Here is a 24,927-nt window from a genome sequence, read left to right on the forward strand (position 1 = left end):
CTTTTTCGTCGCCTCACCGGATTCCACCTGAAACAGGCATTACGCTTTGTCGGTCAGCACGGCGACGCCGGGCAAAATTTTGCCTTCCATGAGTTCCAGCGAAGCGCCGCCGCCGGTCGAAATGTGATCCATGCGGTCCGCCAGGCCGAACTTTTCAACGGCCGCTGCCGAATCGCCGCCGCCGATGATCGAAAGCGTGTCTTTCGAGTCAGCCAGCGCTTCGGCGACGCCTTTCGTTCCGTTGGCAAACGCGTCCATTTCGAAGACGCCCATCGGCCCGTTCCAGACGACGAGCTTCGACCCGCGAATGACGTCGGCGTACAGCTTGACGGTTTCCGGCCCGATGTCCAGCGCCTCCCAATCGGCGGGAATGGCGTCGATCGGCACGACTTTTTTTGTTCGCTTGTTCGGAAAAATCGTCGGCCACGACGGCATCGACCGGCGTGTAGAATTTGACGCCTTTTTCTTCGGCCGTCTTCATGAATTCTTTCGCGAGGTCGATATGCTCTTCATCGAGGAGGGAGCGGCCGATCTCAAGGCCTTTCGCTTTGATGAACGTATAAGCGAGCCCGCCGCCGACGATGAGGTTGTCGACTTTGTTCAAGAGGTTGGAAATGACGCCGATTTTGTCTTTCACTTTCGCACCGCCGATGATCGCCGTAAACGGGCGCTTCGGATTTTCAAGGGCTTCGCCGAGCACGCGCAGCTCTTTTTCAAGCAGCAGACCGCTGACCGCGGGTTTCAAGTGATGCGCGATGCCTTCGGTCGACGCGTGCGCGCGATGGGCGGCGCCGAACGCATCATTGACGTAAACATCGGCGAGAGCGGCAAAGGCTTTGGCGAGTTCCGGATCGTTTTTCTCTTCGCCGGGCAGGAAGCGGACGTTTTCGAGGAGCAACACATCGCCGGGCTTGAGTGCCCGCGCGGCCGCTTCCACTTCCGGACCGATGACCTCATTTGTTTTAGTGACGGGACGTCCGAGCAACTCGCTCAGGCGGTTGGCGACGGGATCGAGCCTGAGCTCGTCTTTGACTTCGCCTTTCGGGCGTCCGAGGTGGCTAGCCAAGATCACTTTCGCGCCGTGATCGATCAAATATTGAATGGTCGGGACGGCAGCGCGAATCCGAGTATCATCCGTGATTTGTCCGCCGCTGAGCGGGACGTTGAAATCGACGCGGCAAAACACGGTTTTGTCTTTCAGATCGATGTCGCGGATCGAAAGTTTTTGCATCTTTGACTCCTCCTTTATGACAACCGGCAACGGCCGTCTTTAGAAACCGCGCCCGCCGCCGGCTATATGTATGGCGGGCGACGGCGCGTGAACGGGTTGCGGACAGAAGAAAGAGGAGGCGTTCGGTCTCCTCTTTCTTCTCCAGATTATTATAAACCTTTTTCAGCGATGTATTTGACGAGATCGACGACGCGGTTGGAATAGCCGGTTTCGTTGTCGTACCAAGAAACGACTTTAACCAGGCTGCCTTCGATGACCATGGTCGAAAGCGCGTCAACGATGGAGGAGAGACGGTTGCCGTTGTAGTCCCGGGATACGAGCGGTTCTTCGCTGTAACCGAGAATGCCTTTCAGTTCGCCTTCAGCCGCTTCTTTGAGCGCCGCGTTGATTTCTTCAACCGTCACTTCTTTTTCCAATTCGGCGACGAGGTCAACGATGGACACGTTCGGCGTCGGCACGCGCATCGCCATGCCGTTCAGTTTGCCTTTGAGTTCCGGCAGGACAAGAGCGACCGCTTTGGCGGCACCCGTCGTCGTCGGGATGATGCTTTGAGCGGCAGCGCGGGCACGACGATAGTCTTTATGCGGCAAGTCAAGAATTTGTTGGTCGTTCGTGTAGGAGTGAACCGTCGTCATCAAGCCGCGGCGGATGCCGAATTTTTCATGGATGACTTTCGCCATCGGCGCCAAGCAGTTGGTCGTGCAGGACGCGTTGGAGATGACATGGTGTTCAGCCGGATTGTATTTGTCTTCATTGACGCCCATGACGATCGTAATGTCTTCTTCTTTCGCCGGAGCGGAAATGACGACTTTTTTGGCACCGGCTTCCAGGTGTTTAGCGGCGTCTTTGCGAGCTGTAAAGCGACCGGTCGATTCGACGACGATATCGACGCCGAGATCGCCCCAACCGAGTTGCGCCGGATCGCGTTCGGACAAAACTTTCACTTTTTTGCCGTTGACGACGAGGTCGTTGCCGTCGACGCCGACTTCGGCCGGCAATTTGCCGTGCACGGAGTCGTATTGCAAGAGGTGAGCGAGCATTTTCGCGTCGGTCAAGTCGTTGACCGCGACGATTTCAACTTCCGGATGGTCCAGCGCAGCGCGAAAAACGTTACGGCCGATTCGTCCAAAACCGTTGATACCAACTTTAACCGTCATGTGAAATTCCCCCTTGAAAAAGTTTTAGGCGTGATGTTGAATGATTTGTTTTGCGGCGCCTTCATCCGTGATTAAAACGGAATCGGGTCCCCGCTTGAAATAGGCTTCAATCGCCCGTCCCTTTGATGAACCTCCGGCGACGGCGATGACGGTGCGGCTGTCGTAAAGATCTTCCAGCTGCAGGCCGATCGTTTTCACCTTATGGACGATCCGGCCTTCCCCGTCAAAATAGTAGCCAAAAGCTTCGGCCACCGCCTGTTCGCGCTCGATGATTTCCCACGTCTCTTCATCGGCCCGCCTCCGTGTCGCCATCGTCCTCGCGTCGCCGATGCCGTGGATGACGATATCGGACGCGCGGATCAAACCGATGACCTCACGGATCGAAGGCTCCTCGATCAGGGACTGATAGGACTCTTCGCTCAGCGGATCGGGCACGTGCAACAGGCGGTTGCGGCCGGACGTCTTCTCCGCCATCTTGGCGCAAATGGTGTTCGCCTGGTTTTCCACGCTTTCCCCAAGGCCGCCTCTTGCCGACACAAATAGCGGGTGGACGGCTTTCTTGAACGGGCGCATCATGTCTGCTACCGCCGCCAAGGTCGTCCCGCCCGTGACGGCAATGATGCTGTCGGGTTTCACGTACTCTTCCAACACCCTGGCGCACGCCAAACCCATTTCGTTTTTTACCCATTCTTCGATATCGCTGTCCCCGGGCAACACGATGACTCGGGAAATGTCCAAAATGGTCTTTAATTGTTTCTCCAACTGAGAAAGACCTGATACATCGTTCATCGCCGCTTCGAGCGCTTGAAGCGTCCGCCGGCCGTCCGGCGACAGGCGCATGCCGACCGACGCGATCTCGATCAATCCTTGATCCGTGAGGAACAACACCTCGCCGCGCAGAACGCGTTCCGTCATGCCGAGGTGGGCGGACAAGGCGCGCCGTCCGATGGGTTCCATGGCCTGGATCGCCCGCAAGATGCGATATCGCTTGGTCATGACTTCCAACACATCGGGTATTAACTTTTTTTGCAGATTAAGCAGATTTTCCACGCCATCCACCCTGCTGGGACCTAAAATGTCCCGCATAGTCATTTTGAGTCCCGGTCTTTACGTCTTCATTTTAACAGATCAAGCCGCCCGTAATCAAGGATTATTTTCAGCGCATCCCTTTGTATTATGCGCCGGTTTGGATCCCCTCTATGCTTAAGCAAACTGCTGGCGGCGCCCGCCATTTTCTCAATAATAACGGTGTAGCGTCAAGCCGCTTTTCTTCAAGAAAAAAGAGCGCGTCGGACAATCAGCGGGCATTCCCGGACCGCCAAAAGGGAAGCCACCGATCTTTCCATCTTCACGCTTTTATCGGACAGGACGGCGTTGCCGGCTGAAAATGACGGCAAAAAAAAAAGCGAACGAGCAAAGTCAGCCCGTTCGTCCTTTGCCGTTCAAACGGTCGAGCAATCCGGTATACGTGACGCGCCCGTACATCAGGACGTCGCCGTCGACCTCCACAACCGGAATCATCAATTGGTATTTTTCCAGCAAGCGATCATCGGATTCGATGTCGATTTCCCGGAAAGTGGCGCCCAATTCTTGACAGACGAGTTCGAGGGCAAGCCTCGCTTCCTCGCACAGCGGGCAGCGATCCCGGACGTATAACGTGATTCCGCCCACCGCACCGCACCTCCCATCTTTTCAAGATGCCCCGTCTAAACCGTTTTCATTTTGTTCGCCCTCAATACGCGGCGGCCCGTCCCTATTCACGGCACCGGAATAAGCGGTTCCTACAAAATAGTCGCAAAGAAACGTTAGGCGATTCGAGGCCCAGTTGCTTGACCTTAAATTGCTTACAGAATGGACCCGAAGAATCCTCTTCGGGCCCCGCTAAAACCATCCATTGTCCCGGGACGTTCAAAAATATTTTTCTTCCAAAAAATAACCATCGTCACGATGGAAAGTGTCGCCGATAAGAGAAGCGGGATAAGATACGCGTGCGGCGAATCCTCTCCGGGTATTTTAACGTTCATGCCATAAAAACTGGCGACCATCGTCGGCAAGGCGAGCACGATCGTGACCGCTGTCAAAAACTTCATGACGATGTTGACGTTATTGGAAATGACCGACGCGAACGTATCCATCAATCCGTTCAAAATGTTGCTGTAAACTTCCGCCATTTCGATCGCCTGCTTCGTTTCGATGATGACGTCATCGAGCAAATCCTGATCGTCTTCGTACATTTTATAATAATTGAGCTTGAGCATCTTCTCCATCACGACGTTATTGGCCTTCAAGGATGTCATAAAATAAACGAGCGTTTTCTCCAAGCTCAGCAAGGAGAAAAGTTCTTTATTCTTCATCGACTGGTGCAATTCGCGTTCGATCTCATTGGTGCGGCGGTCGATCTGCCGCAAATATTTCAAGTAATACGTTGCCATCACGTATAGGATTTGCAAAGTAAAGCGCGTTTTTTTAAAGGTAAAGAAGTTTTTGACGCGGTTTTTGGCAAACTGCCGAATAATCGGGTTATCTTCCAGGCAAACCGTGACGAAATAGCGATCCGTTGCGATGATGCCGAGCGGAATGGTATCGTAAAGCGCGGATTCCTGCTCATCGTGCACCAAAATGGGAATATCCACGATCGTTAAAACATATTCCCCTTCTTTTTCAATCCGCGACCGTTCATCATCGTCCAACGGGTCTTTGATGAAATCGTACGGTATGCCGGTGAGATCAACGACTTGGCGAATTTCCTGTTCGGTCGGGTTGATCAGGTTGATCCAGCACCCTTTCCGAACATCGTCGATTTTCAAAAATTCACCGTCCATGGTTGTCAAATAGATGTCAATCAACGCGCATACACCTCCTCGCTATGCGCGGGAGAGAACGCGTTCCTTTCCGAAGGTGATAACGACATGAAGCCCGTCGCGCATGGCGAACGCGCCTCTCCCGCTTTGGCTATTCTGGGGATCGGGACTCGACGCACTATCGGTGCTCATGTTCGCTATCTCCTCCTTCATCTTCCGATTTCTTGCACACTTAATATTACCCTGCGAGGCGCAAGAAAACAAACCTTTTTTTAAAAATCCGCGGCCCACGCGCGCACCTTAAACGCAGATTTTCCAGAGACAAATTTCATACCAGGGGCGATTCACGGCGCCAAACCGCGCAAGCGCACCGGCCAAACCGGCTTCAAACCGTAATGAGACGGGAGCGCGATCCGCAAACGCCGCAACAAAAACGCATAAAAAAAAAACGCCTTGAAACCAAGGCTTGAAAAAGGGGGAGGTCATTTCTGTCTTTATCTTACCCATCCATTTTTAAATCCGAGTAACGCGAAAGTAAAATCTTTATGAAGAAAACACGGCGCGCGCCGGGCATCGATCGCTTTCTTGACGTCCGCCCGCCTCATTTCCCGAGGAAAACTTCCCGATACCAGCGAACGGCGCGCCGCTCGATTTCCCGCACCCGTTGTTCTTTGCCTTTTATGTAGGACTCAATATCGTAAGGATAACGTTCGGCGAGCCGCGCTTTTAACTCACCATAGGCTTTCGCTTCGTCCGGATGGGCTTTTAAATAGTCACGAAAGGCCAAATGCCGTTCGATTTCCGGACTTCCGACCTGGAAAACGTGCACATGGTGCGTTCGCTGGTCGCCGCCTTTTTGAAAATATCGGCGCCCGGGGATCCCGTTCTCCCCTTTCGGTTCATAGCCGGCAGCCGCCATTTTCGCATTATATACGTCGATCCGTCCGATGTCGCGCACGACGGGCAGGATGTCTATGATCGGTTTCGCCGCCAATCCGGGCACAGAGGTGCTGCCGATATGGTGAATCGCCACGATTTCGGGTCCGAAAATCCCGCGCAACACTTCAGCCTCTTCTGCAAACATGGCCGCCCATTGTTGGTTATACGGAGACACCGTCACTTTCCGTATCGCTTACCACCTCATTCCGACGTTTCATCCTCGACCCAAACGGCCGTCCATCGCTCCGTTTCAGATCGTTCAAAGGAAATTTATGCAACAACAAAGGGATCAGCGAACAACGCCAATCCCTGGATGACTGAACTCGGTGTTGTATGGCGCGCCCGAGAGGACTCGAACCCCTGCAAGACGTGGAACCGGAATCCACCGCTCTATCCAACTGAGCTACGGGCGCATGATCTTGTCAAAAACGGCTTAAACTTTGCGTGGGCTGCGGGTCTTTCAGAAAGACCACCAACGCATACAAAAACGCATTGCCTATTATACGACGTCGAGTCACGGATTGTCAACGGATCGGGCATTTCATTTTGTGATGGTTTGGCTAAATGGTTTTCCGAAATTTTGTAATGCTGAGCGTCCTTACTCGGCGCAAACCGTCTCCCCGTCCGAAAGCGCGTCTACCGGCAGCCGTGTTTTTCGACCGGGTGGGTGGCACGTCCTGTCTTATGACGCCCGCGCCCCGCTTCGCATACATTGAGAAGAAGCCTACCCGGATCGACCCGTAAAACTTTCATCTATAAGAAGGGGGCGAGGTTTTTGAAAACGAAATCCATCGATCCGTCCCACATCGCCTTTGGCGACATTTCCGTCAATTCGATTGAAACGAATTCGGGCATTTTTATCGGCGCCTCTGTCCAAGCCAACGGTTGGAGCACCATGAGCAAGGAAAACAACGGGCTGGGATCTTTCAGTCATACATCCGTCTCCCAATGTGTAACGATAATTAAGGACGATGACTTCATCGATTCGCCCATCACCGACCAACATACTTTTTACATTCAGAAAGAAGAAAATGCACAGGCCGACATCCATTTTCGCGATATCAATGTCAACAGCTTGGATCGCAGCGCTTCCGTCTCCGTCGGGGAAACGGATCAAAACGGTTGGAGCGCGCACGGCAAAAGCAACACCGGCCTCGGCTCACAAACGGGAATCCAATACACACTGCATAACCAAACGGTCATTCAAGACAACGACGCCGTCGACGCGCCGATCACCCAATCTACGGCTTACGCCCGATAAACCAAAGAGGGGAGGAAGTGATCACCTTGGCGACTTTCCGGATAAAAAACTTAACCATCGAAGAATTCGCCCGCGCAAGCGGTCTTTTTTACAGCGAGCACAACGCAGAACGCGGCCGGCGCTCTGTCCGGTCCCAAAATGACGGCTTTGGGGAGATCAACGGCATCGAAAACCGGCTGCAGCGAAGCGCCTTTTTCATCAATGCCCGAGACGAGCGCGAAGCATCCGCCGACGACTGACTTCCTTCCATCGATCTCCGGCCACATCAACCGCCGCAGCGGACTTGCGATGTAACCACGAGCTGCTATGATGGCGACAAAAACAAAAAAGCCGACCCGCTGCTAGGTCCTCCGCCGGCGCCTGACTTGAGGCGGAAGGTCCCCTTCGCGTCAATCGGCTTGTCTTTCGCATGAATATGGCGCGCCCGAGAGGACTCGAACCCCTGCAAGACGTGGAACCGGAATCCACCGCTCTATCCAACTGAGCTACGGGCGCATATTGTTCTATGTTCGAGACACGAATGATTATACAACAAAACTGGAATATACTCAAGACATTCTCATCATTTCATGAAGCCTATATTAGGAGAATCGAAGTCTTATAGGCTGGATTTTCGGAGCCATTGAACGAAAACCAATCCTTCCCGCCGGATCAGGACGCTTGCCCTTATTTTAGTTTTATCGATTGGATCGGGCAATGAGGCCATGAAAAAACGGCGGGGGATCTCCGCCGTTGCCAACCGGCTTTATTCAATTCAGAGTTCGGTTTTCTATAAAATGCGGCAGCGATCGGACGCGGCCGTTTGTTTTTCTATAGAATTCGACAGCGCCCCGGGTGAAAATCCCCTGTCTCTAAGGCTATGAAAACACATGGACCGTATCTCATCCCTTCAATCACATGGAGGCCATTCAACCCTTCATGTGATGATACGGGCCGCTCATGCCTTGTACGGGCGGAACGCGCATGGCTTTGCCCGCGGGAATGAGCGACGCCAAAACGCCGACCGTCACAGGGATCAAGCCGGTAAGCAAAATGAACCACAATTCCCCGTACGGGAAGCGATGGTAAAGGAAGAAAATCAGGGCGAGCGCAAGAAGCAAGCCGACGAGGCCCGAAAGCACGCCGACGAAAAAGCCTTCATACACGACCCATAGCCCAACGCGGCCGTCCCGCCAGCCGACCGCCTTCAACAACGCGAGTTCTCCATACCGTTCGGAAACGTTTTGCCACATGATTTCCGCCGTCGTCAACACGGCGATGCCCAACGCGACGCCCATCGCAATATAGTGGGCGGGACCGACCTGGAGCGCGACGTATTGGCCGAGCCAAGTCGTATAGAGCGTGCCCTTGAGTTGAAACGTGACGAACAAGAACAAAGTCAACAGCATCGTCGGCACGGCGATCGCCATGACCGACAGGACATTCCGGTATAGTTTTCCCGCGAGCGCATTCCACGCCATGGTGAACGGTCCGCGCGCTTTGACGACGCGGCGGCCGGCCGCGCGGATTTCCCCGCTTTTTATCGCTTCATTCGGGTTGATACGCCGGATGAGGAGCGCCGGACCGATCGCGCCCAAAAAGTAAATGAGAAATCCGAGGCCGCCGACGATACAGGCGCGCCACGGCGAGAGCACGGAAGCATGGCGGAAAACGATCCAACCCTCGATCAAAAAGGAAAGCACGGCGACAAACAGCCCGATGATCATCGATTCCAAGAACACCATTTTCATCAGGTTGCCCGGCCTCCACCCGATCGCCAGCAAAACCGCAAATTGCTTGCGCCTTGCCAAAAGGGAAACGAAGTGCGTCGCAAAGACATAGGCGATCGCGACGAGAATGACGGCCAAAATGATTCCCGTAAAGCCCAAACGCGTTTGTGTGAAAATCGTAAACGATGCGCCGAGCCGCACCCACAGTTCTTCGATCCAACCGATTTCGGGCTGATTGCCCGCCTTTGGTACATGGACGATGGCTGGTTGCGGCGACGAGCCGAGCGTAATGTCCGCGGCCAGACCCGTCCGCTTTTCAATTTCCTTCGCCACTTTTTCCAGCTTGGATTGGCTCTTTTCATTCAACTCATTCACTCCGGCCACCTTGATGCGGATCGCCGAGATCGGTTTATCGCCGGAGAGCGCCGCGGCCGCTTTCAGCGTCGTCAACATGGCGGGCGGCTGGGTGATAAAGCCAAAGGGATTGGACGTGGCCACCACCTTTTTGGGCGGATTGATCGGCTGATTTTTCGCATTGAGCACCCATTCCGCCGTCGGGGGACGATACGTTTGCATCGGCAATTCGGTCAACGGATCTTTCGGCAAACGCAATTGGGTTGGGTCATAAAATCCGACCCAATCCGCGCTTACAATGGGACTGGAATCCGGGTCCACCACGTTCGGCTTGCGATAGCCGTATGGAAACAGCGGGGACCGAGTCTTATGCGGCAGGATGTTATAAGCAAACTTCCAATGATCGGGAAAAGGGCTTTGAACAGCGGTATATTCGATGGCGCTCGGTTTGACGGCGAGAAAGCTGTCCAGATCAACATTCATGGTGCGCAACGCTTTCTTTCCGGTTTTTGGATCGACGCCGGCCAAACTTTTTATGACGTCTTCGTGAATTTGATGGGACGTCCTTTTAATGGTTTTGACGGGCTCCCCTTTCACGGTTTCCAAATATTTTTCGCCGCCTTTGTCGGCGATCGATTGGATCGTTTGCTCGACTTGCCGCGGCGTGGCAAATGGAAGCGAAAGTTTTTCGAACCGATAGACGATCGCTTCATCGCCAAAATCGTGATTGCTGATCAGGACGGGGATGCGGATCCGCTCGTTATACTCGTCTTTCAAGCGCTCCACCGGATCCTCTTCATCCAAATATCGGCTCAGCCCGTCTTTCATGATCGCGTGGCTCAGGCCGACCAGCTTCGCTTCTTGAACAGGATCGATTCCCGCGACCAAAACGGTTTTGCTGCCCTGCAATTTTCCGTCAAAGACGATCAGTCCCGTTTTTCGCGAATCTTCAATGGAGGACGGCGTCCAGCCCACGGAAAAATAAAAATGCGTTTCATTTCGACTGGTTGTGGCACCGTCGTTGCTTTCCTCGATTTGATCGATGCGATAGACGCCCGGCTCTTTCGGGAGGAAGTTTTGAAAGACGACGCCGTAGCTGAGATAGCCAATCATGGCGATCGGGGCCGCCACTTTAACGTCCTTCATCTTTTTGATTTGGTCATATTGGGAAAGGCTGATGCCGCCCGGAATTTCACTCAAATAATTCGGTTCGAGCAACCGCTTCGATTCCGTAACGCTTTGGCTGCCTTTCGGGCGAACGACGATATCGTACGGGGCTCTCCATCGTTTTTGCAAACTGTCGATGATCGTGCCTTTATTCGTTTCCGACAAGCCGAGCATGTAGCTTAATCCCGCGCTGATGATGAAAGCGCCGATGACGAGCAATAGAAAGCGTTCTTTGTGCCGCCGCCAGTTTCGGAATATGAACCTGAGCACGCTGATCTCCCCCTCCCCCGCAAGAGAAAACCGCATTTTACCTTTTATATAGAATATTCTGATTTTAATAAGCGCGAAGCATTTATATTGTTTTAGTCGTTTCGTCCATTGTTTCAAATTGGATTCCGAGTCTTTATCATTCGATTTCGTCCCCGAATAGTGAAAGGAGCTTACGCTTGTCTTTCAGCTGAGGGCAACGGACACGCATCCGCCACGTAACAAGAGAATGATGAACAGGATCTAATCCTTTTTCAAGTCGGGTCAAAATTTGAACGATTCGGCCGATAGGAGATGACTCATAAATTCACCGAAAGAGATTTGTTCATCATTTTATAAGAAGCGGATTCGTCATTCACTTTTTGGAATGTGTTCCCATGGGATACTCTACTGTTTTCCAAGATGAGATGACATGGATGTTAAGCGGGACTTCATTATCGCCTCGGTCCGTAAAAATACCGGCTTTCAATCCTTTATATTTCGATCCATCTTTCGTGTATTCATAAACGTCGGGACCGCTCAATTCTTCACCTTTTTTTCCGTAAACCGCCTGCAATCTTTCCTTCTGGGCATCCGGATTCAGGATGATAAGAATCGGATCGTTATCTTTAAATTTCGGGGTAGCGAATTGAAAATAAAATTCCTCGTTTTTCTTGACCGTCTTTCTCGCCCATTCTCTTGTTTTGACACGTTATGGATGAGCTTCGTCCCCGGCTTCAGATTGGAGGATTCCCCCAATACGAACACGCCGATCTTTTGGATTTGGATTTCCCCCCGGATGGTGAAAGGTGCTTGCTGCTTTGTTTTTGGATGAGGGGTCGTCACCTCTTGTTGTTTGGACGCGCACCCGCCAATAAAAAGGAACAAGAGGCTCATGAACGTGACAAAAATCTTATTCATGCACTCGACCCTCGCGATTAGTAAATATTGAATGTCCCGTCCATTGTACGGTTTACAAATATTTTTTCTGTTTACATTGATTTGGTTTCATTTCCGCCAAAGTCATTACTGTAGGAATTCATTTTTACTCCGGGTTTCCCATAGGAACCTGAAATGATTGCCAAGATGAAATGACATCGTTTGCAATCGTCGCCATAATATCGCTATGATTTATAAATGTTCCCGCTTTTAGTCCCTTATATTTCGTCCCGTTTTTCATGTATTCATAAACGTCGGGACCGCTCAATTCTTCACCTTTTTTTCCGTAAACCGCCTGCAATTTTTCCGCCTGGACGTCTGGATTCATGATAATGATAATCTGATCGCCTTCTTTAAATTTTGGGGTATCGAATTGAAAATAGAATTCCCCATTTTTCTTGACCGTCGTTTCACCCATTTTTTTGTTTTGGCACGTTATGGTGAGCTTCGTCCCCGGCCTAAGATTGGATTCTCCCAACACGAATACACCGATCTTTTGAATTTGGATTTCACCCCGAATGGTGAAAGGTGCTTGCTGCTTTGTTTTTGGATGAGGGGTTGTCACCTCCTGTTGTTTGGACATGCATCCGCCAATAATGAGAAACAAGAGGCTCATGAACGTGATAAAAATCTTTTTCATGCCCGCTCCCTCTCGTATTAAATTTTTGCCATACATTGTGTTGATCTGCTCTTAAAGCAAAAGCCCCAAACAAACTTGGGGGCTATTCATGAGGGCGGCCGCAACGCTGTACATACACCGGACATCTCGTTCGACATGCTTGGTTGAAAGTCAACTCACGTAAAGACACCACTAAAGCTTGTCACCAAATGAAACCCTTTATGGACTGCCGGACAAAGCCAAGCCTTCCGAGTCAAAGGCAACGGAGCCGTCCCTTAATTCGATCGTCCGATCGGCCTGACGGGCCAAATTTGGGTCATGCGTGACCAACAAAATGCCGATTCCTTTTTCTTTATTTAATGTTTTTAACAGGTTAAACACGGCTTTGCCGCTTTCCGTATCGAGGTTCCCCGTCGGTTCATCGGCCAAAATCCATTTCGGGTGATTGACCAAAGCGCGCGCGATCGCGACGCGCTGTTGTTGACCGCCCGATAATTGCGACGGCAAGGCATTCCGTTTTTCTTCAAGTCCGACGTCACGGAGCAGGGATTCGGCGCGTTCTTTCTTGTTAAAGTCGACTTTGCGGGCAAACAGCGGAGCCATGACGTTTTCCAATGCCGTCAGCGTAGGCAGAAGGTGGAATTGCTGAAAGATGAAGCCGATCTCATGGAAGCGAAAGTCCGCCAGCTCTCTGGTTCTCATCTTGGTCACATCGCGGTCGCCGAAGCGAATGGTGCCCTCCGTCGGTTTGTCAAGCGTGCCGATTAAACTGAGCAAAGTCGACTTGCCCGATCCGGAAGGACCGATGATCGCCGTGAAGCTTCCCGGCTGAAAGGTGAGGTTAATGCGATTGACCGCGACAGTCTCCACGCCGTCGCCTATAAAACGCTTACCTAAATTGATTAATTGGATCGCACCCTCCATTTCCTATCGCTCCTCTCTTAAAAATATTTTGACAATACCCCCTTTCGCTGTCAATGGATCTATTCAAATTTTCCATAAATAATTTCTTATATAAAAAATTTCGTCCCGTACCGTGCGGAAAACGGGCTATGCAATGAAACGTCCCTGTTCGCCAATCACTGACCAATAGGTCATTATAATTATTAACCTTCATTATAATTTTTTGTTGATATAATATGACCGTTTATATATAATATCTTTGACTGACTGGTCATAAAAAAGTATCCTGGAAAAACGCAAAAACGTTAAATGGCCGCGGCGCACAAACGCAGAATCAGAGCATTGACATGAACCGGCGCGGCGGCCACAAGAAGCAAAAAGCATTCGAACAATCCCGCTAAACCGAGAGTTTCACGATTATGGGAGATGGAAAGGATGAGAAAAAAAACCCGCACCGAATGGATCGAGACGGCGTTGAAATTGTTCGCGAAAAAAGGCTATCATTCCACGTCGATTCAAGACATTGTCGAAGCATGGGGCATATCGAAAGGCGCCTTCTATCATCATTTTTCATCAAAAGAAGATTTGATGCTCGCCATCGTGAAGCAGCATTTCGAAAAGCTGAATGCCGCGTTGCTGAACGCTCAAAGCAAGGACCGGGCTGAAAAAGAATCCTTGGTGGAGCAAATTCGCCTTTATTTGGACAACATGTGTTCAAACAAGGAATTTTTTCAGTTGTTGTTCGAAGAACAGCTTCCGAAAATCAGCCAGGACCTCCGTTTATATTTATTCAAACAGCGCTTCCGCATGTTAAATTGGTTCAGCGGGCGGATCGTTGAATTGTACGGCGAGAAAGCGGCGCGTTATGCCCTTGATGCCGCGGCGATCTTAATCGGCATGATTCGGGAATACATGTTTTATATATTGATCACGTCCGGCGGGCTTCGCTCCGAGGAGATCGCCCGCTTTATCGTCCGGCGGCTGGATGCGGTGATCGCCGGTTTTGAACCGCATGAACCGCCAGTATTAAAAAAAGAAATGTTCGAGCAGTTTGCGGAAATCGAAAAGCGCGAGCGGGAAAAACAAAAAAAGGAAATCGGCGCCCGCATCGCCCATCTCAAAAAAACCCTAGCGGCGCTGAAGCTGGATGCCGGCGTTCAGCACCAGCTGTTCTCCGCTTTCGATGCGCTGGAAGCGGAATTGATGAACGAACAGGCCGCGCCGAAAGAACCTGTCGTAGAAGGGATATTGTTATATATTGAAAACCACAAAATCCAACCGATAGCCAGCGATTTGACCGCTTTAAGAAAAATCGTTCATGAGTATTTCACACATTATAATAGATAGATAGGAGACGAGAAGATGACCGAAACCAATGCGTTGGAAATGCAGCCAAGCATGATTCGGCATCGCGCCATGTTGATCACCGGACTCATCATCGCCATGCTGTTTGGCGCCTTGGACGGCACGATCGTTGGGACGGCGATGCCGCGCATTGTCGGAGAGCTCGGCGATTTAAGCTTGATGACTTGGCTGACGACTGCGTATATGCTCACTTCAACGACGATCGTGCCGATTGCCGGAAAATTGGCCGATTTATTAGGACGAAGAATGGTTTATATTTCAGGTTTAGTCATTTTTATGGTCGGATCCGCGCTCTGCGGAATGGCCAACAACATGACCGAATTGATTATTTACCGCGGCATTCAAGGCATCGGCGGCGGCATTATGATGCCGATGGCGATGATTGTTGTCGGCGATCTGTTTACCGGAAAAGAGCGGGCAAAATGGCAAGGGGTTTTTGGCGCGCTTTATGGGCTGGCTTCCGTCATCGGCCCGCAAATCGGCGGTTTCATCGTCGACAATTTGAATTGGCGCTGGGTGTTTTACATCAACCTGCCCGTCGGTATATTGGCGACGGTGTTTATTGCCCTGGGTTTAGTCAAACATTCTGCAAAGGGCCGGGTGAAATTTGATGTCGCCGGTATGTTCACCATGACGGTCGGCGTCGTCAGCCTGTTATTGGCCCTGACGTTTGGCGGCAATCAGTACGACTGGGCGTCATGGCAAATCATCAGCCTGTTCGCCGCCGCGATCATATTCCTAGCGCTTTTCGTCTGGGTCGAATCCAAGGCGGAAGAGCCGATCTTGCCGATTCATTTCTTTAAAAACCGCACGTTTACGGTATTGAACGGCATCGGCTTTTTGATGAGCGTCGGCATGTTTGGCGCCATCATGTTCGTCCCGCTGTTCATGCAAGGCATTGTCGGCGTAAGCGCCACGCAATCCGGCACGATCATGACGCCGATGATGATCACGATGATTGTAGGCAGCATCCTTGGCGGCCAAATCGTTTATAAGATCGGGGTTAAGCCGCAATTGACGCTCGGCATGGTGATCATGGCGCTTGGGCTCGGTTTATTAGGCACGATGGATACGGATACGACGAAATGGACGGCAACGCTCTACATGATCGTCCTTGGCCTCGGCGTCGGTTTAGTCATGCCGATCCTTACGGTGGCGCTGCAAGAAAGTTTTTCGAAGTCCGAACTCGGGGTCGTCACTTCTTCCAGCCAATTTTTCCGGGCAATCGGCGGAACATTCGGGATGACGATCCTCGGAGCGATCATGAACAATCGCTCCAGCCATTTGTTGCAAGACCGTTTAATGCCGAAGCTGCAAGCCCTTCCGGAACAAGCGAAGGGGATGGTCCAGCAATTGACCCATATGATTCACGACGATCCACAAGGATTATATTCCGCCTTGCTCAATCCCAAAGCCCTGGCAAAAATGCCGGCGCCATTTAAGGAAACGCTCATTCCGATTTTAAAACAGTCGCTCGTCGATGCGCTGCAATCCGTCTTTATGTTTGGCCTTGTGTTTGTCGCTTGCGGCGTCGCGCTCGTCTTTCTCCTGAACAAAATCAAGTTGACCGATCACCGGCGCGCGATGAAAGCGGCAAGAGAAGCCAGGGAGGCCAATTAAAAAGGTCAAAGGGTTCACGCGGCAAACGTGAACCCTTTTTTATGGTGGCAAACGGGCGAGAACACTCTCAGAGGCGCGTATTCCTGCCAGGCGGTGAACGCGCCCGTACGATGCAATCCGCATGAAATAGCCCCGCATCGGGATGAATGAAACCGATCGAAGCGGACGGCCGGCACAGAGCGGTCGCTTCCACGCATATTCAATTAGACGAGAGGTCTCCCCCGACGACTGGAAAGGAGGGCTGGCCGCCGATCCGAAGCCAGCCGCGATGCCCCGCCCGCCTTTGTTTTCCGCTCATTTTTTCAGCAGAACACGGTTTGAAACGCGGTGCGCGCGGACATGATGAAAATGGGCTCCAAAAACGGAGAAAATATTTGACCTACTTTGACCAATAGGGTATGATGGTCTCAAGAGGGAAAGGCAGAATAAAATGAACTCACATTTCCCGATGCATTACGGTTTGAACCGGCCCGACTGCAACCGGGCAAATTGAAAAAAGGAGGATGGACCAATGCCATTAATTCCAACCGTTATCGAACAGACGAGCCGCGGTGAACGGGCGTATGACATTTATTCCCGCCTGTTAAAAGACCGCATCATTTTCCTCGGCACGCCGATCGATGACAATGTCGCCAACGCCATTGTGGCCCAATTGCTTTTCCTTGAAGCCGAAAACCCTGAAAAAGACATCTCATTGTACATAAACAGCCCGGGCGGATCGATCTCCGCGGGTATGGCGATTTATGATACGATGCAACACATCAACGCGAAGGTGTCGACGATCTGCATCGGCATGGCCGCGTCCATGGGCGCGTTCCTCTTGGCCGCCGGCGAACCGGGCAAACGCTTCGCGTTGCCGAACAGCGAAATCATGATTCACCAACCGCTCGGCGGCGCCCAAGGACAAGCGACGGACATTGAAATTCACGCCCGCCGCATTCTGAAAATGCGCGAGACGATCAATCGCATCCTCTCCGAACGCACCGGGCAACCGATTGAGGTCATCGAACGGGATACCGACCGCGACCACTTCATGAGCGCCCAAGAGGCGAAAGAATACGGCCTCATCGATGCGGTGTTGACGCCGAATCGGAAGTCCAACGAGGCGTAAGCTTTAAAAAAGCTGATCCCCAGTCAAACCGGGGATCAGCTTTTTCTATTTGAGACCACAGTCCGGAAGCGCGCAAACGAGCCAACATTTGGTCAATCGGTCTTTTCAATCAACGCTTTCAAACCGGCCACGGCTTCCGCTTCATCCGGTCCGTCTGCGCTTAACACCACTTCTTCGCCCTGGCGAAGCGCGAGGCTCATGATTCCCATGATGCTTTTCGCGTTCACCGCTTTCCCCGCTTTTTCCACTTCGATGTGGGCGCTGTACCGATTGGCCGCCTGGACGAATTGCGCCGCCGAACGGGCCTGCAGCCCCCCTGCAATTTTGATGACGGTTTTCTCCTTCAACAAACGCCTTCCCCCCTTTCCAACGACCGAAAAATGCCATGAAACACTAAAGCTCACGGCAGACAAATTTGCTAACCACGGTGCACCGAGCATTTGGGCGTTTACAAAACACTCGCGGGACTGCGGCTATGACTCATTGGCAATTGCTCCCCGTCACTGAACATCGCACGGTTCCGCCGGTCAAGCCGAGGTTGAAATCCCGCCGCTTGTGTTCCGCGGCACGGGGCAGCCGTTTCCCGGGTCCGCCGACCGTTGCGCCGCCACGGTTTGAATGGTTTGATCGGCCACTTTTCCAACATCGTAATCGACAAAAATGCGAAAATCAACACATATGTAAGCGTTGTCAATTTATATAAAAATTATAAGCGATCCCGGATGCCTCCGTTCGCGCGACCGGCGGTGCCGCCTGCCTCGGCACCACCGATACGCGCCCAGGACCGCCAGCGACTTCCGGGCCGATGCGGCGGCCGCCCACCGGACGGTACAATGACCAGCGCCGATCGAGCCGTCTGCCGCATCCAGACCCCCCAGCCCGGCCGGATGCTCACACCGGCCTTTTTTCTCCCCCAGCCGCTAGGAGGGATCTGCCATTTCGGTTTCCGCGGCGATCGCGGGCGATGATTCGCCTTTGCGAATCCGGTCGGCAATCGCCGCGAGCTTGCGGAAGCGGTGGTTGATGCCCGATTTGCTGATGGGCTCCCCGGCCAAAAGTTCGCCGAGCTCTTTTAACGTCGCATCGGGATTGTTCAAGCGCAGCAAAGCGATTTCCCGCAGCTTATCGGGCAGGTTGTCCAACCCGATCACCTTATCGATCAAACGGATGTTTTCCATTTGTTTCATGGCGGCACCGACGGTCTTGTTCAAATTCGCCGTCTCGCAGTTGACGAGGCGGTTGACCGAATTGCGCATATCCTTGACGATGCGCACGTCTTCAAAAAAAAGCAAGGCTTGGTGAGCGCCGATGAGGCTGAGAAACTCGGTGATTTTCTCGCCCTCTTTCATGTACAGGATAAAACCGTTCTTGCGCGGCAATACCTTGACGTTTAACCGATAGCGGTTCATCAGGTCGGCGAGCGAGCGCGTGTGCTCTTCGTAATTGGAAAAAATTTCGAGATGGTAAGAGGACTCGGGATGGTTTAACGACCCGCCCGCGAGAAAGGCGCCGCGCATATAAGCCCGGCGGCAGCATTCCTTCTTGATCAAAGTCGGTGCAATTTTGCGCGTAAACATCATGCGGTCGTTGACGATTTTTAAATCCTCGAGCATTTCCCGGGCGTGATCGGTCATTCGGACGATGTAAACGTTGTTTTTTTTCAGGCGCATTTTCCTGCGGACAAGGACTTGCGCCGGGTAGTGATAGACCAATTTCATCAGCGTATAAATCCGACGCGCGATTGCGGCGTTTTCCGTCGAAATGTCCACGCTCATCTGCCGGTTGGAAATGGAGATGGAGCCGTTCATACGGATCAGCGCCGCCAGTTCCGATTTGGCACAGCACGCATCGGGGCTGATCTGAGTCAATTCTCTTTTCGTTTCCGCAGCAAAGGACATTGCGACCCCTCCATTTCCATGATCCGGTCTCGTTCACCCAACGCCGCCATCGCCATCAAACGGGTAACAGGCGCACGATCCAGTCCGCCAAGCGCCGCTCATCATGACGAATGACGCCGCCGTCGTCGATCTTTACGATGTTATCGCTTATTATTTTTAGATTATAGGCTGAAAGCCGCTCCCGATCAAGAAGGACCGGTTCCGCCCCTTCTTTGGCATAGCGTTCCAATACGGGCTGCGGTATGGGCTGTTCGTTGACGATGACCGCATCCAAGCAGCCGGGGCCGGTGTGGTCGAGCAACACCTTGACGTGATCGGCGGCCGTAAAATGATCGGTTTCCCCTTTTTGCGTCATGACATTGCATATATAAATCTTTTTCGCCTTCGCCCGGCAAATCTCCGCGCCGAGCTTGGGGACGAGCAAATTCGGCAGAACGCTTGTATAAAGACTGCCGGGCCCCAGCACGATCAAATCCGCTTCACGAATCGCCTCCAAGCTTTCCGGCAGCGGTTCGACGTCCTCTGGGGTAAGAAACACGCGATCGATTTTTTCGCCGTGGCGCGGGATGTTGGATTCCCCTTCGACAATCGTCCCGTCCGCCATCACCGCGCTGAGGACGATGCTCTGATTGGCGGCGGGCAGCACCCGGCCTTTGACGTTTAACACCCGGCTCAATTCGCGGACACCGCGCGCGAAATCCCCGGTGATGGCGGTCACGGCCGCGAGAAGCAGATTGCCGAGCGAATGGCCGCTGAGGCCGTTGCCGTTGACAAAACGGTACTGTAATAATTTTTCAAACAACGGTTCGATTTCCGAGAGGGCGACGATGACGTTGCGAATATCGCCGGGAGGGGGGATTTGCAATTCGTTGCGCAGCCGGCCCGAGCTCCCCCCGTCGTCCGCGACCGTCACGATCGCCGTGATGTCCAAAGGTTTCTGCTTCAAACCGCGCAAGAGGACGGACAACCCGGTACCCCCGCCGATGGCGACGACTTTCGGCAATGCCGCACTCATGATATACGAACCTTTCCTTTAAGGATGTCGCGGTGCGTCACCTTCGTCACGTATTCCCTTTCCAGTTGCTTGCCGATGTATTCCGCGATCGCCACCGAACGGTGTTTGCCGCCCGTACAGCCGATGGCGATGACGAGCTGGCTTTTCCCTTCCCGCTTATAGTGCGGCAAGGTGAATGCGAGGAGATCCATCAGCTTTTTAAGGAATTGCTTCGTCTCCGACCATTTGAAAACATAATCGGCCACCTCGGCTTCCTGCCCCGTCTTCTCGCGCATCGTATCGACATAGTAAGGATTCGGCAAAAAGCGGACGTCGAAGACGAGATCGGCGTCGATCGGGATGCCGTATTTGAAGCCGAAGGAAACGACGTTCACGTTAAAGACCGACCCGTTGTCATCGCCGAAGAGGCGGATGATCCGCTCTTTGAGTTCGGACGGTTTCATGTCCGTCGTATCCAAATAATATTGCGCACGCCCCTTGATTTCTTCGAGCAAGGTACGTTCCGCGCGGATGCCTTCGAGCGGCAGCCCTTTCGGCGCCAGCGGATGGGAGCGGCGCGTTTCTTTGTAGCGGCGGACGAGGGCGTCGTCCTTGGCGTCCAAAAACAAAACCTTGGGCTGCACGTGTTCGTTTTGCCCGAGGGCGTCGATCGCCGGAAAGAGCGAGTCGAAAAAGTCGCGCCCGCGCAAATCCATGACCAGAGCGAGTTTGGTCAATTTTCCGTCCGTTTCGTTCACCATCTCGATGAATTTCGGCAAAAGCGTCGGCGGGAGATTGTCGATGCAGAAATAACCGAGGTCCTCAAAGCTTTGGACGGCTACGGTTTTCCCCGCACCCGACATCCCGGTGATGATCACGATTTGAATATCCTTATTCATGGCGTCAACCCCGTTCACACGGATTCCATTTTATTTTTAATTGGAAGGATCGAGCCGGTAACCGAGCAGCTCGAACTCCGGCGTGTAATAAAACTTCCCGAATATGATGCCTTCGCCGCGGAGGACGTAATCCAGAAGGTGCCGATCCCCTTCGGCCATCGGCAATTGCTGGAGCTCATCGACCGGCTGCCAGGCCAAACGTCCTTCTGCGCTTTCAGTATATGCCTGGCCTTCATAACGGTCGGCATAAAAAGTAAACATCATCCATTCGCCGTTTTCTTCGTCGCCTTCCATTATAAACGTCGAAACGCCTCTGAGAATCGGGTTGATCAAATATAAACCGGTCTCTTCGCGGTATTCGCGGATCACCGCATCTTTAACGGTTTCCCCGTCCTCCATTTTGCCGCCCGGGGCAACCCACCATCCCCGCCGCGGCTTTTGCAAAAGGAGAACGCGGTCGCCGTCCCGCAGCAAACAATTCGTCACACGGCGCACACCACTCACCTCGATTTCCTCCTTAAGTATACTATGGATGATTTTCGCTCACAAAACAATTACCTTTTCAGCCGCTTGGCGCCGGCCGCGAAGAAGCCAGGAAATCAAAACAAAAGACACGGGCGTGCACCCGTGTCGAGGCAAAGATATTTCAAAGGGGGTCAATTTGTTAATTAAAAGCTTAAGCCTTTTTTATTTCACGCGTGTTACACACGAATTAAAAACGGGTGACTTTTTCCCGGGAAATACGCGGCAAAGCCTAGGCCGCTTGCCCTTCTTTCGCACTACGCGCCGGTTCGCCTGAATCGCCGCGGCTTTCGCCTTACGCGCGTGCTTTGGCCGCTTCTTTAACCTCTTCGATATACACCTGAGCCGCTTGGGCAGCGATCGCGCCGTCGCTCGTCGCGGTGACGATTTGCCGCAGTTCCTTTTCACGGACGTCGCCGGCTGCAAAAATCCCCGGTATTTTCGTCTCCATGCGCTCGTTGGTGACGATATAGCCATTTTCATTCGTAATGCCGAGGTTTCTGACGGCGTCGTTCAACGGCAGCATGCCGATATAGATGAACACCCCGTCGGCTTCGACTTCACGCTCGGAGCCGTCCACCGTGTTCACGAGCGTCACCTTGCCGACCTTTCCGTTCACTTCATGGATTTCTTTGACCGTGTGATTCCATATGAAATCGATCTTTTCGTTGTTCTTCGCCCGTTCTTGGAGGATCGGCTGCGCCCTCAGTTTGTCGCGGCGATGGACGATCGTCACTTGTGAAGCGAATTTGGTCAAATACACGCCTTCTTCGCATGCGGAATCCCCGCCGCCGACGACGATGAGCTTTTTATCTTTGAAGAAGGCGCCGTCACAAACCGCACAATAGGAAACCCCGCGGCCGCTCAATTCCTTTTCGCCGGGAACGTTTAATTTTTTATATTCGGCGCCGGTCGCGACGATGACGGCAAGGGCTTTATACGCCTTATCGCCGACAATGACGGTTTTGTAATCTTCGCCGTCGCGGATTTCTTTAATGTCGCCGTACATGTATTCGGCGCCGAATTTTTTCGCGTGTTGGAACATTTTTTCGGACAATTCCGGGCCGAGAATGCTTTCAAATCCCGGAAAATTTTCGACTTCTTCCGTATTGACCATCTGTCCGCCCGGAACGCCCCGTTCAATGATGAGGGTATCCAAATTGGCGCGGGCCGCGTATACGGCAGCCGTCAGCCCCGCCGGCCCGGCCCCGGCAATGATGCAATCGTAAATTTTATCGGTACTGGCCATAACAACCATCCTTTTCCCAAAAACTCTTTATCTTATTTTTCGATATCGGTTGTATTCTATGCTAAAAGAGGCGGGCGATGATGTCCATCATTTTGCCTTATGGGCCATCCTTCCGATGGTCGCTCAAACGGGCCGTTATCCGGTTTTCCATCCAGCGTTCCCAACAGTTCAAACAATAACGAAGCCGGTCGGCCGACGTTTCATACTGTCCGGCGATCTCTTCCTGCAAAACGGGTTGATGTTGTTCCTTCCGCCGTAAATAGTCCAGGGAAGCCGCCCAAGCCCGCACATCCGACGGGTCGATGTCCGCTTCCAGCCTTTCAAACAAGAAGCGCCACCACCCGTAGAGATGAAATTGGTCGATGAGCGGACGCCCGCCGCCAATCTTTTCTTCCAAAATCTGCATGATCTCCAAGCGGCGGTCACCAACCGCTTCGGCGTCACGGTTTTCCAAAGCAGCGGCCAGTTGACGCGCGATCAGGCGGACGGTGCGCTTCTCCCGCCTGTTGGTCGCGATATCCGCGAAAAGCTTCCGGACATCGGCATCCCCAAAAGCCCGGAGAGCGAACAGGGCCGCGATCTTGGCGTCCAGCTGTCCGCCGAGCGCCACATGGCGCAAGAGCGAACGCGCCAGCGGATTGGCTTTCGCATCTTTCGCCCAAAGCATCTCTTGGACTTTCCCATATTCAAAAGGATGAAAAGGCGTTTCGCTGAAGAAGTCGACGCGCGCCCACGCCTTTAAGGCTTCTTCGGTTTTTCCGATTCGGTATGCGGACAACGCCAACCAAAAATAAAAAATTTGATCCCAGAAACCGCCGAAACGGTCGGCGAGCTTCAGCCAACGGAACGCTTTTTCATATTCTTCGACAAAGAAGTAAGTCGCGCCGAGCTTGCTTTGGTGTTCGGGGAAAAACGGATAAAGTTTATCGAGAATGGCCATCTGCTTTTCCAAATTCCTGAAATCGCCGAGGTGGAAATAAAACGTCGCCAAGTTGCAAAGCGCATGGACGTTGCCGGGATCTTGCCCCAAGACCTTGTCCAAAATGCGGAAACTTTTATCCGCCTCACCGATCGAAAAATGGGCGATGGCCAAGTTGTTGTACGCCGCCCAAAACTCGGGCCGATCTTCAATGACCTTTTGAAAATAGTAGATCGCTTTTTGATATTGGCCTTGTTCCAGCGCCTTGCGCCCTTTTTCATGGTCGGCGATATAACCGCCTTCTTCGCGGACGGCTCCCGGCGCTTCCAACAGAAGAATGCGGTAAAGTTCATGCGCCTCTTCAGAAAAGCCGCCCCGCGGTTCCAAGGCCAGATACGTTTTGATTTCCCGGAGGGCGTCTTCATAGCGGCCGAGGTAGGCGTAATTGTTGGCCATAAAAAAGTAACATTCGGTCAACGATTCGTCCAATTCGCTGACGACTTTCTGCAGCAATTGGTTGGACGCTTCGTATTGCTCCAGTTCGGCCAGGATCGCCGCCAGTTGGCAGAGATATTCCGGCTCGTCGGGATTAAAGTCGACGGCGCGTTCCACGAATTTTTTTGCGCGGTAAAGATCGCCTTTCTGATAGGCGGCCATGCCTTTTTGGTAATAATATTCCCCATCCGGTCTAAAGGAAATCACTCGCTCGCGAGAATGTCTATCTAATTTCATTGTCTCCCCCGTATTTAATCCACTAATTTTTTTATACGTTCAAGTCGTTAACTGTAAAAATTATAGCATAAATCTCATGCAAAGCACTTTCCGCGCCGCGATGAGATCGTGCAATTACCTTTATCCTTTCACAGGACGTTTCGGGAGTCAACAGGCTGAAGGTCACTTTTTTCGTAAAATAAATGGAACGCCCGCATCCATGCATGGCTGCGGGCCTCGCCGCATGTTTCCAGTCTTTGTGGGAACCGCACGGATGCATCGCGAAGATAAAAAAAGCGCGCTTGATCGCGCC

Annotated in this window: 20 protein-coding genes, 2 tRNA genes and 1 pseudogene; 5 read left to right on the forward strand and 18 right to left on the reverse strand. The window is 52.5% G+C overall.

From position 1 onward, the window contains the following. Positions 1–39 precede the first annotated feature (39 nt). The 7 genes and pseudogenes from CCB157_RS00275 to CCB157_RS00310 all read right to left on the reverse strand — a co-directional run bounded on the left by CCB157_RS00275 (position 40) and on the right by CCB157_RS00310 (position 6,541). A pseudogene (locus CCB157_RS00275) lies at positions 40–1,231 on the reverse strand (phosphoglycerate kinase). A gap of 149 nt (positions 1,232–1,380) precedes the next feature. Further along, positions 1,381–2,388, reverse strand: coding sequence for an ArsJ-associated glyceraldehyde-3-phosphate dehydrogenase (locus CCB157_RS00280; protein WP_077613924.1), 1,008 nt, complete (start codon positions 2,386–2,388; stop codon positions 1,381–1,383). 24 nt (positions 2,389–2,412) lie between these two features. Beyond that, positions 2,413–3,438, reverse strand: a complete 1,026-nt coding sequence (locus tag CCB157_RS00285) for a sugar-binding transcriptional regulator (protein ID WP_077613925.1) — start codon at positions 3,436–3,438, stop codon at positions 2,413–2,415. 369 nt (positions 3,439–3,807) lie between these two features. Then, complete coding sequence (locus tag CCB157_RS00290; protein WP_238594539.1) at positions 3,808–4,059, reverse strand: glutaredoxin family protein; 252 nt, start codon at positions 4,057–4,059, stop codon at positions 3,808–3,810. A gap of 173 nt (positions 4,060–4,232) precedes the next feature. After that, positions 4,233–5,234, reverse strand: coding sequence for a magnesium transporter CorA family protein (locus CCB157_RS00295; RefSeq protein ID WP_077613926.1), 1,002 nt, complete (start codon positions 5,232–5,234; stop codon positions 4,233–4,235). A gap of 556 nt (positions 5,235–5,790) precedes the next feature. Continuing rightward, positions 5,791–6,318: a GrpB family protein gene (locus CCB157_RS00305; RefSeq protein ID WP_077613928.1), complete on the reverse strand. Its 528-nt coding sequence runs from the start codon at positions 6,316–6,318 to the stop codon at positions 5,791–5,793. Positions 6,319–6,462: 144 nt separating this feature from the next. Next, positions 6,463–6,541, reverse strand: a tRNA-Arg gene (locus CCB157_RS00310). Positions 6,542–6,903: 362 nt separating this feature from the next. Between CCB157_RS00310 and CCB157_RS00315 the strand changes: the two genes are divergently transcribed. Together CCB157_RS00315 and CCB157_RS00320 are read left to right on the forward strand one after the other, a co-directional pair. Then, a complete protein-coding gene (locus CCB157_RS00315) occupies positions 6,904–7,389 on the forward strand; it encodes a hypothetical protein (RefSeq protein WP_077613929.1) in 486 nt (161 codons plus the stop codon). A gap of 17 nt (positions 7,390–7,406) precedes the next feature. Further along, the gene (locus CCB157_RS00320; protein ID WP_077613930.1) at positions 7,407–7,628 is read left to right on the forward strand and encodes a hypothetical protein; all 222 of its coding nucleotides are present in this window, start codon (positions 7,407–7,409) and stop codon (positions 7,626–7,628) included. 177 nt (positions 7,629–7,805) lie between these two features. Here CCB157_RS00320 and CCB157_RS00325 read toward each other — a convergent pair. The 4 genes from CCB157_RS00325 to CCB157_RS00350 form a co-directional block, all read right to left on the reverse strand. Beyond that, positions 7,806–7,884: transfer RNA gene (locus tag CCB157_RS00325), tRNA-Arg, on the reverse strand. A 413-nt stretch (positions 7,885–8,297) separates the two neighbouring features. Next, positions 8,298–10,889 (reverse strand): ABC transporter permease, encoded by a 2,592-nt coding sequence (locus CCB157_RS00330; protein ID WP_158077147.1) that lies wholly within the window; start codon positions 10,887–10,889, stop codon positions 8,298–8,300. Between the two features lie 1,021 nt (positions 10,890–11,910). Continuing rightward, positions 11,911–12,444, reverse strand: a complete 534-nt coding sequence (locus CCB157_RS00345) for a hypothetical protein (protein WP_077613934.1) — start codon at positions 12,442–12,444, stop codon at positions 11,911–11,913. 198 nt (positions 12,445–12,642) lie between these two features. Continuing rightward, positions 12,643–13,347 (reverse strand): ABC transporter ATP-binding protein, encoded by a 705-nt coding sequence (locus CCB157_RS00350; protein ID WP_077613935.1) that lies wholly within the window; start codon positions 13,345–13,347, stop codon positions 12,643–12,645. A 414-nt stretch (positions 13,348–13,761) separates the two neighbouring features. Between CCB157_RS00350 and CCB157_RS00355 the strand changes: the two genes are divergently transcribed. The 3 genes from CCB157_RS00355 to clpP all read left to right on the forward strand — a co-directional run bounded on the left by CCB157_RS00355 (position 13,762) and on the right by clpP (position 17,422). Then, on the forward strand, positions 13,762–14,673 hold the full coding sequence (locus CCB157_RS00355; RefSeq protein WP_077613936.1) for a TetR/AcrR family transcriptional regulator: 912 nt from the start codon (positions 13,762–13,764) through the stop codon (positions 14,671–14,673). A gap of 15 nt (positions 14,674–14,688) precedes the next feature. Next, positions 14,689–16,311 carry a DHA2 family efflux MFS transporter permease subunit gene (locus CCB157_RS00360; protein WP_077613937.1) on the forward strand — a complete coding sequence of 541 codons (1,623 nt, stop codon included), beginning with the start codon at positions 14,689–14,691 and terminating at the stop codon, positions 16,309–16,311. 511 nt (positions 16,312–16,822) lie between these two features. After that, positions 16,823–17,422, forward strand: a complete 600-nt coding sequence (gene clpP, locus CCB157_RS00370; protein WP_077613939.1) for an ATP-dependent Clp endopeptidase proteolytic subunit ClpP — start codon at positions 16,823–16,825, stop codon at positions 17,420–17,422. Between the two features lie 92 nt (positions 17,423–17,514). On the opposite strand, the gene CCB157_RS00375 is transcribed toward clpP, so the two are convergent. From CCB157_RS00375 to CCB157_RS00405, 7 genes are all read right to left on the reverse strand, one after another. Further along, positions 17,515–17,772, reverse strand: coding sequence for an HPr family phosphocarrier protein (locus CCB157_RS00375; RefSeq protein ID WP_077613940.1), 258 nt, complete (start codon positions 17,770–17,772; stop codon positions 17,515–17,517). Between the two features lie 570 nt (positions 17,773–18,342). Then, on the reverse strand, positions 18,343–19,320 hold the full coding sequence (gene whiA, locus CCB157_RS00380) for a DNA-binding protein WhiA (RefSeq protein ID WP_077613941.1): 978 nt from the start codon (positions 19,318–19,320) through the stop codon (positions 18,343–18,345). 55 nt (positions 19,321–19,375) lie between these two features. Continuing rightward, positions 19,376–20,335 (reverse strand): gluconeogenesis morphogenetic factor MgfK, encoded by a 960-nt coding sequence (gene mgfK, locus CCB157_RS00385; RefSeq protein WP_077613942.1) that lies wholly within the window; start codon positions 20,333–20,335, stop codon positions 19,376–19,378. Beyond that, positions 20,332–21,213: an RNase adapter RapZ gene (gene rapZ / locus CCB157_RS00390; protein ID WP_077613943.1), complete on the reverse strand. Its 882-nt coding sequence runs from the start codon at positions 21,211–21,213 to the stop codon at positions 20,332–20,334. Before rapZ ends, mgfK begins: the two co-directional genes overlap by 4 nt. Positions 21,214–21,249: 36 nt before the next feature. Then, the gene (locus CCB157_RS00395; RefSeq protein ID WP_077613944.1) at positions 21,250–21,708 is read right to left on the reverse strand and encodes an 8-oxo-dGTP diphosphatase; all 459 of its coding nucleotides are present in this window, start codon (positions 21,706–21,708) and stop codon (positions 21,250–21,252) included. Positions 21,709–22,030: 322 nt separating this feature from the next. Beyond that, positions 22,031–22,984: a thioredoxin-disulfide reductase gene (gene trxB, locus CCB157_RS00400; RefSeq protein ID WP_077613945.1), complete on the reverse strand. Its 954-nt coding sequence runs from the start codon at positions 22,982–22,984 to the stop codon at positions 22,031–22,033. Positions 22,985–23,081: 97 nt separating this feature from the next. Then, complete coding sequence (locus CCB157_RS00405) at positions 23,082–24,635, reverse strand: tetratricopeptide repeat protein (protein WP_077613946.1); 1,554 nt, start codon at positions 24,633–24,635, stop codon at positions 23,082–23,084. Between the last annotated feature and the right edge of the window lie 292 nt (positions 24,636–24,927).

Source organism: Caenibacillus caldisaponilyticus (assembly GCF_002003465.1).
In the GTDB taxonomy this organism is placed as follows: domain Bacteria; phylum Bacillota; class Bacilli; order Bacillales; family Sporolactobacillaceae; genus Caenibacillus; species Caenibacillus caldisaponilyticus.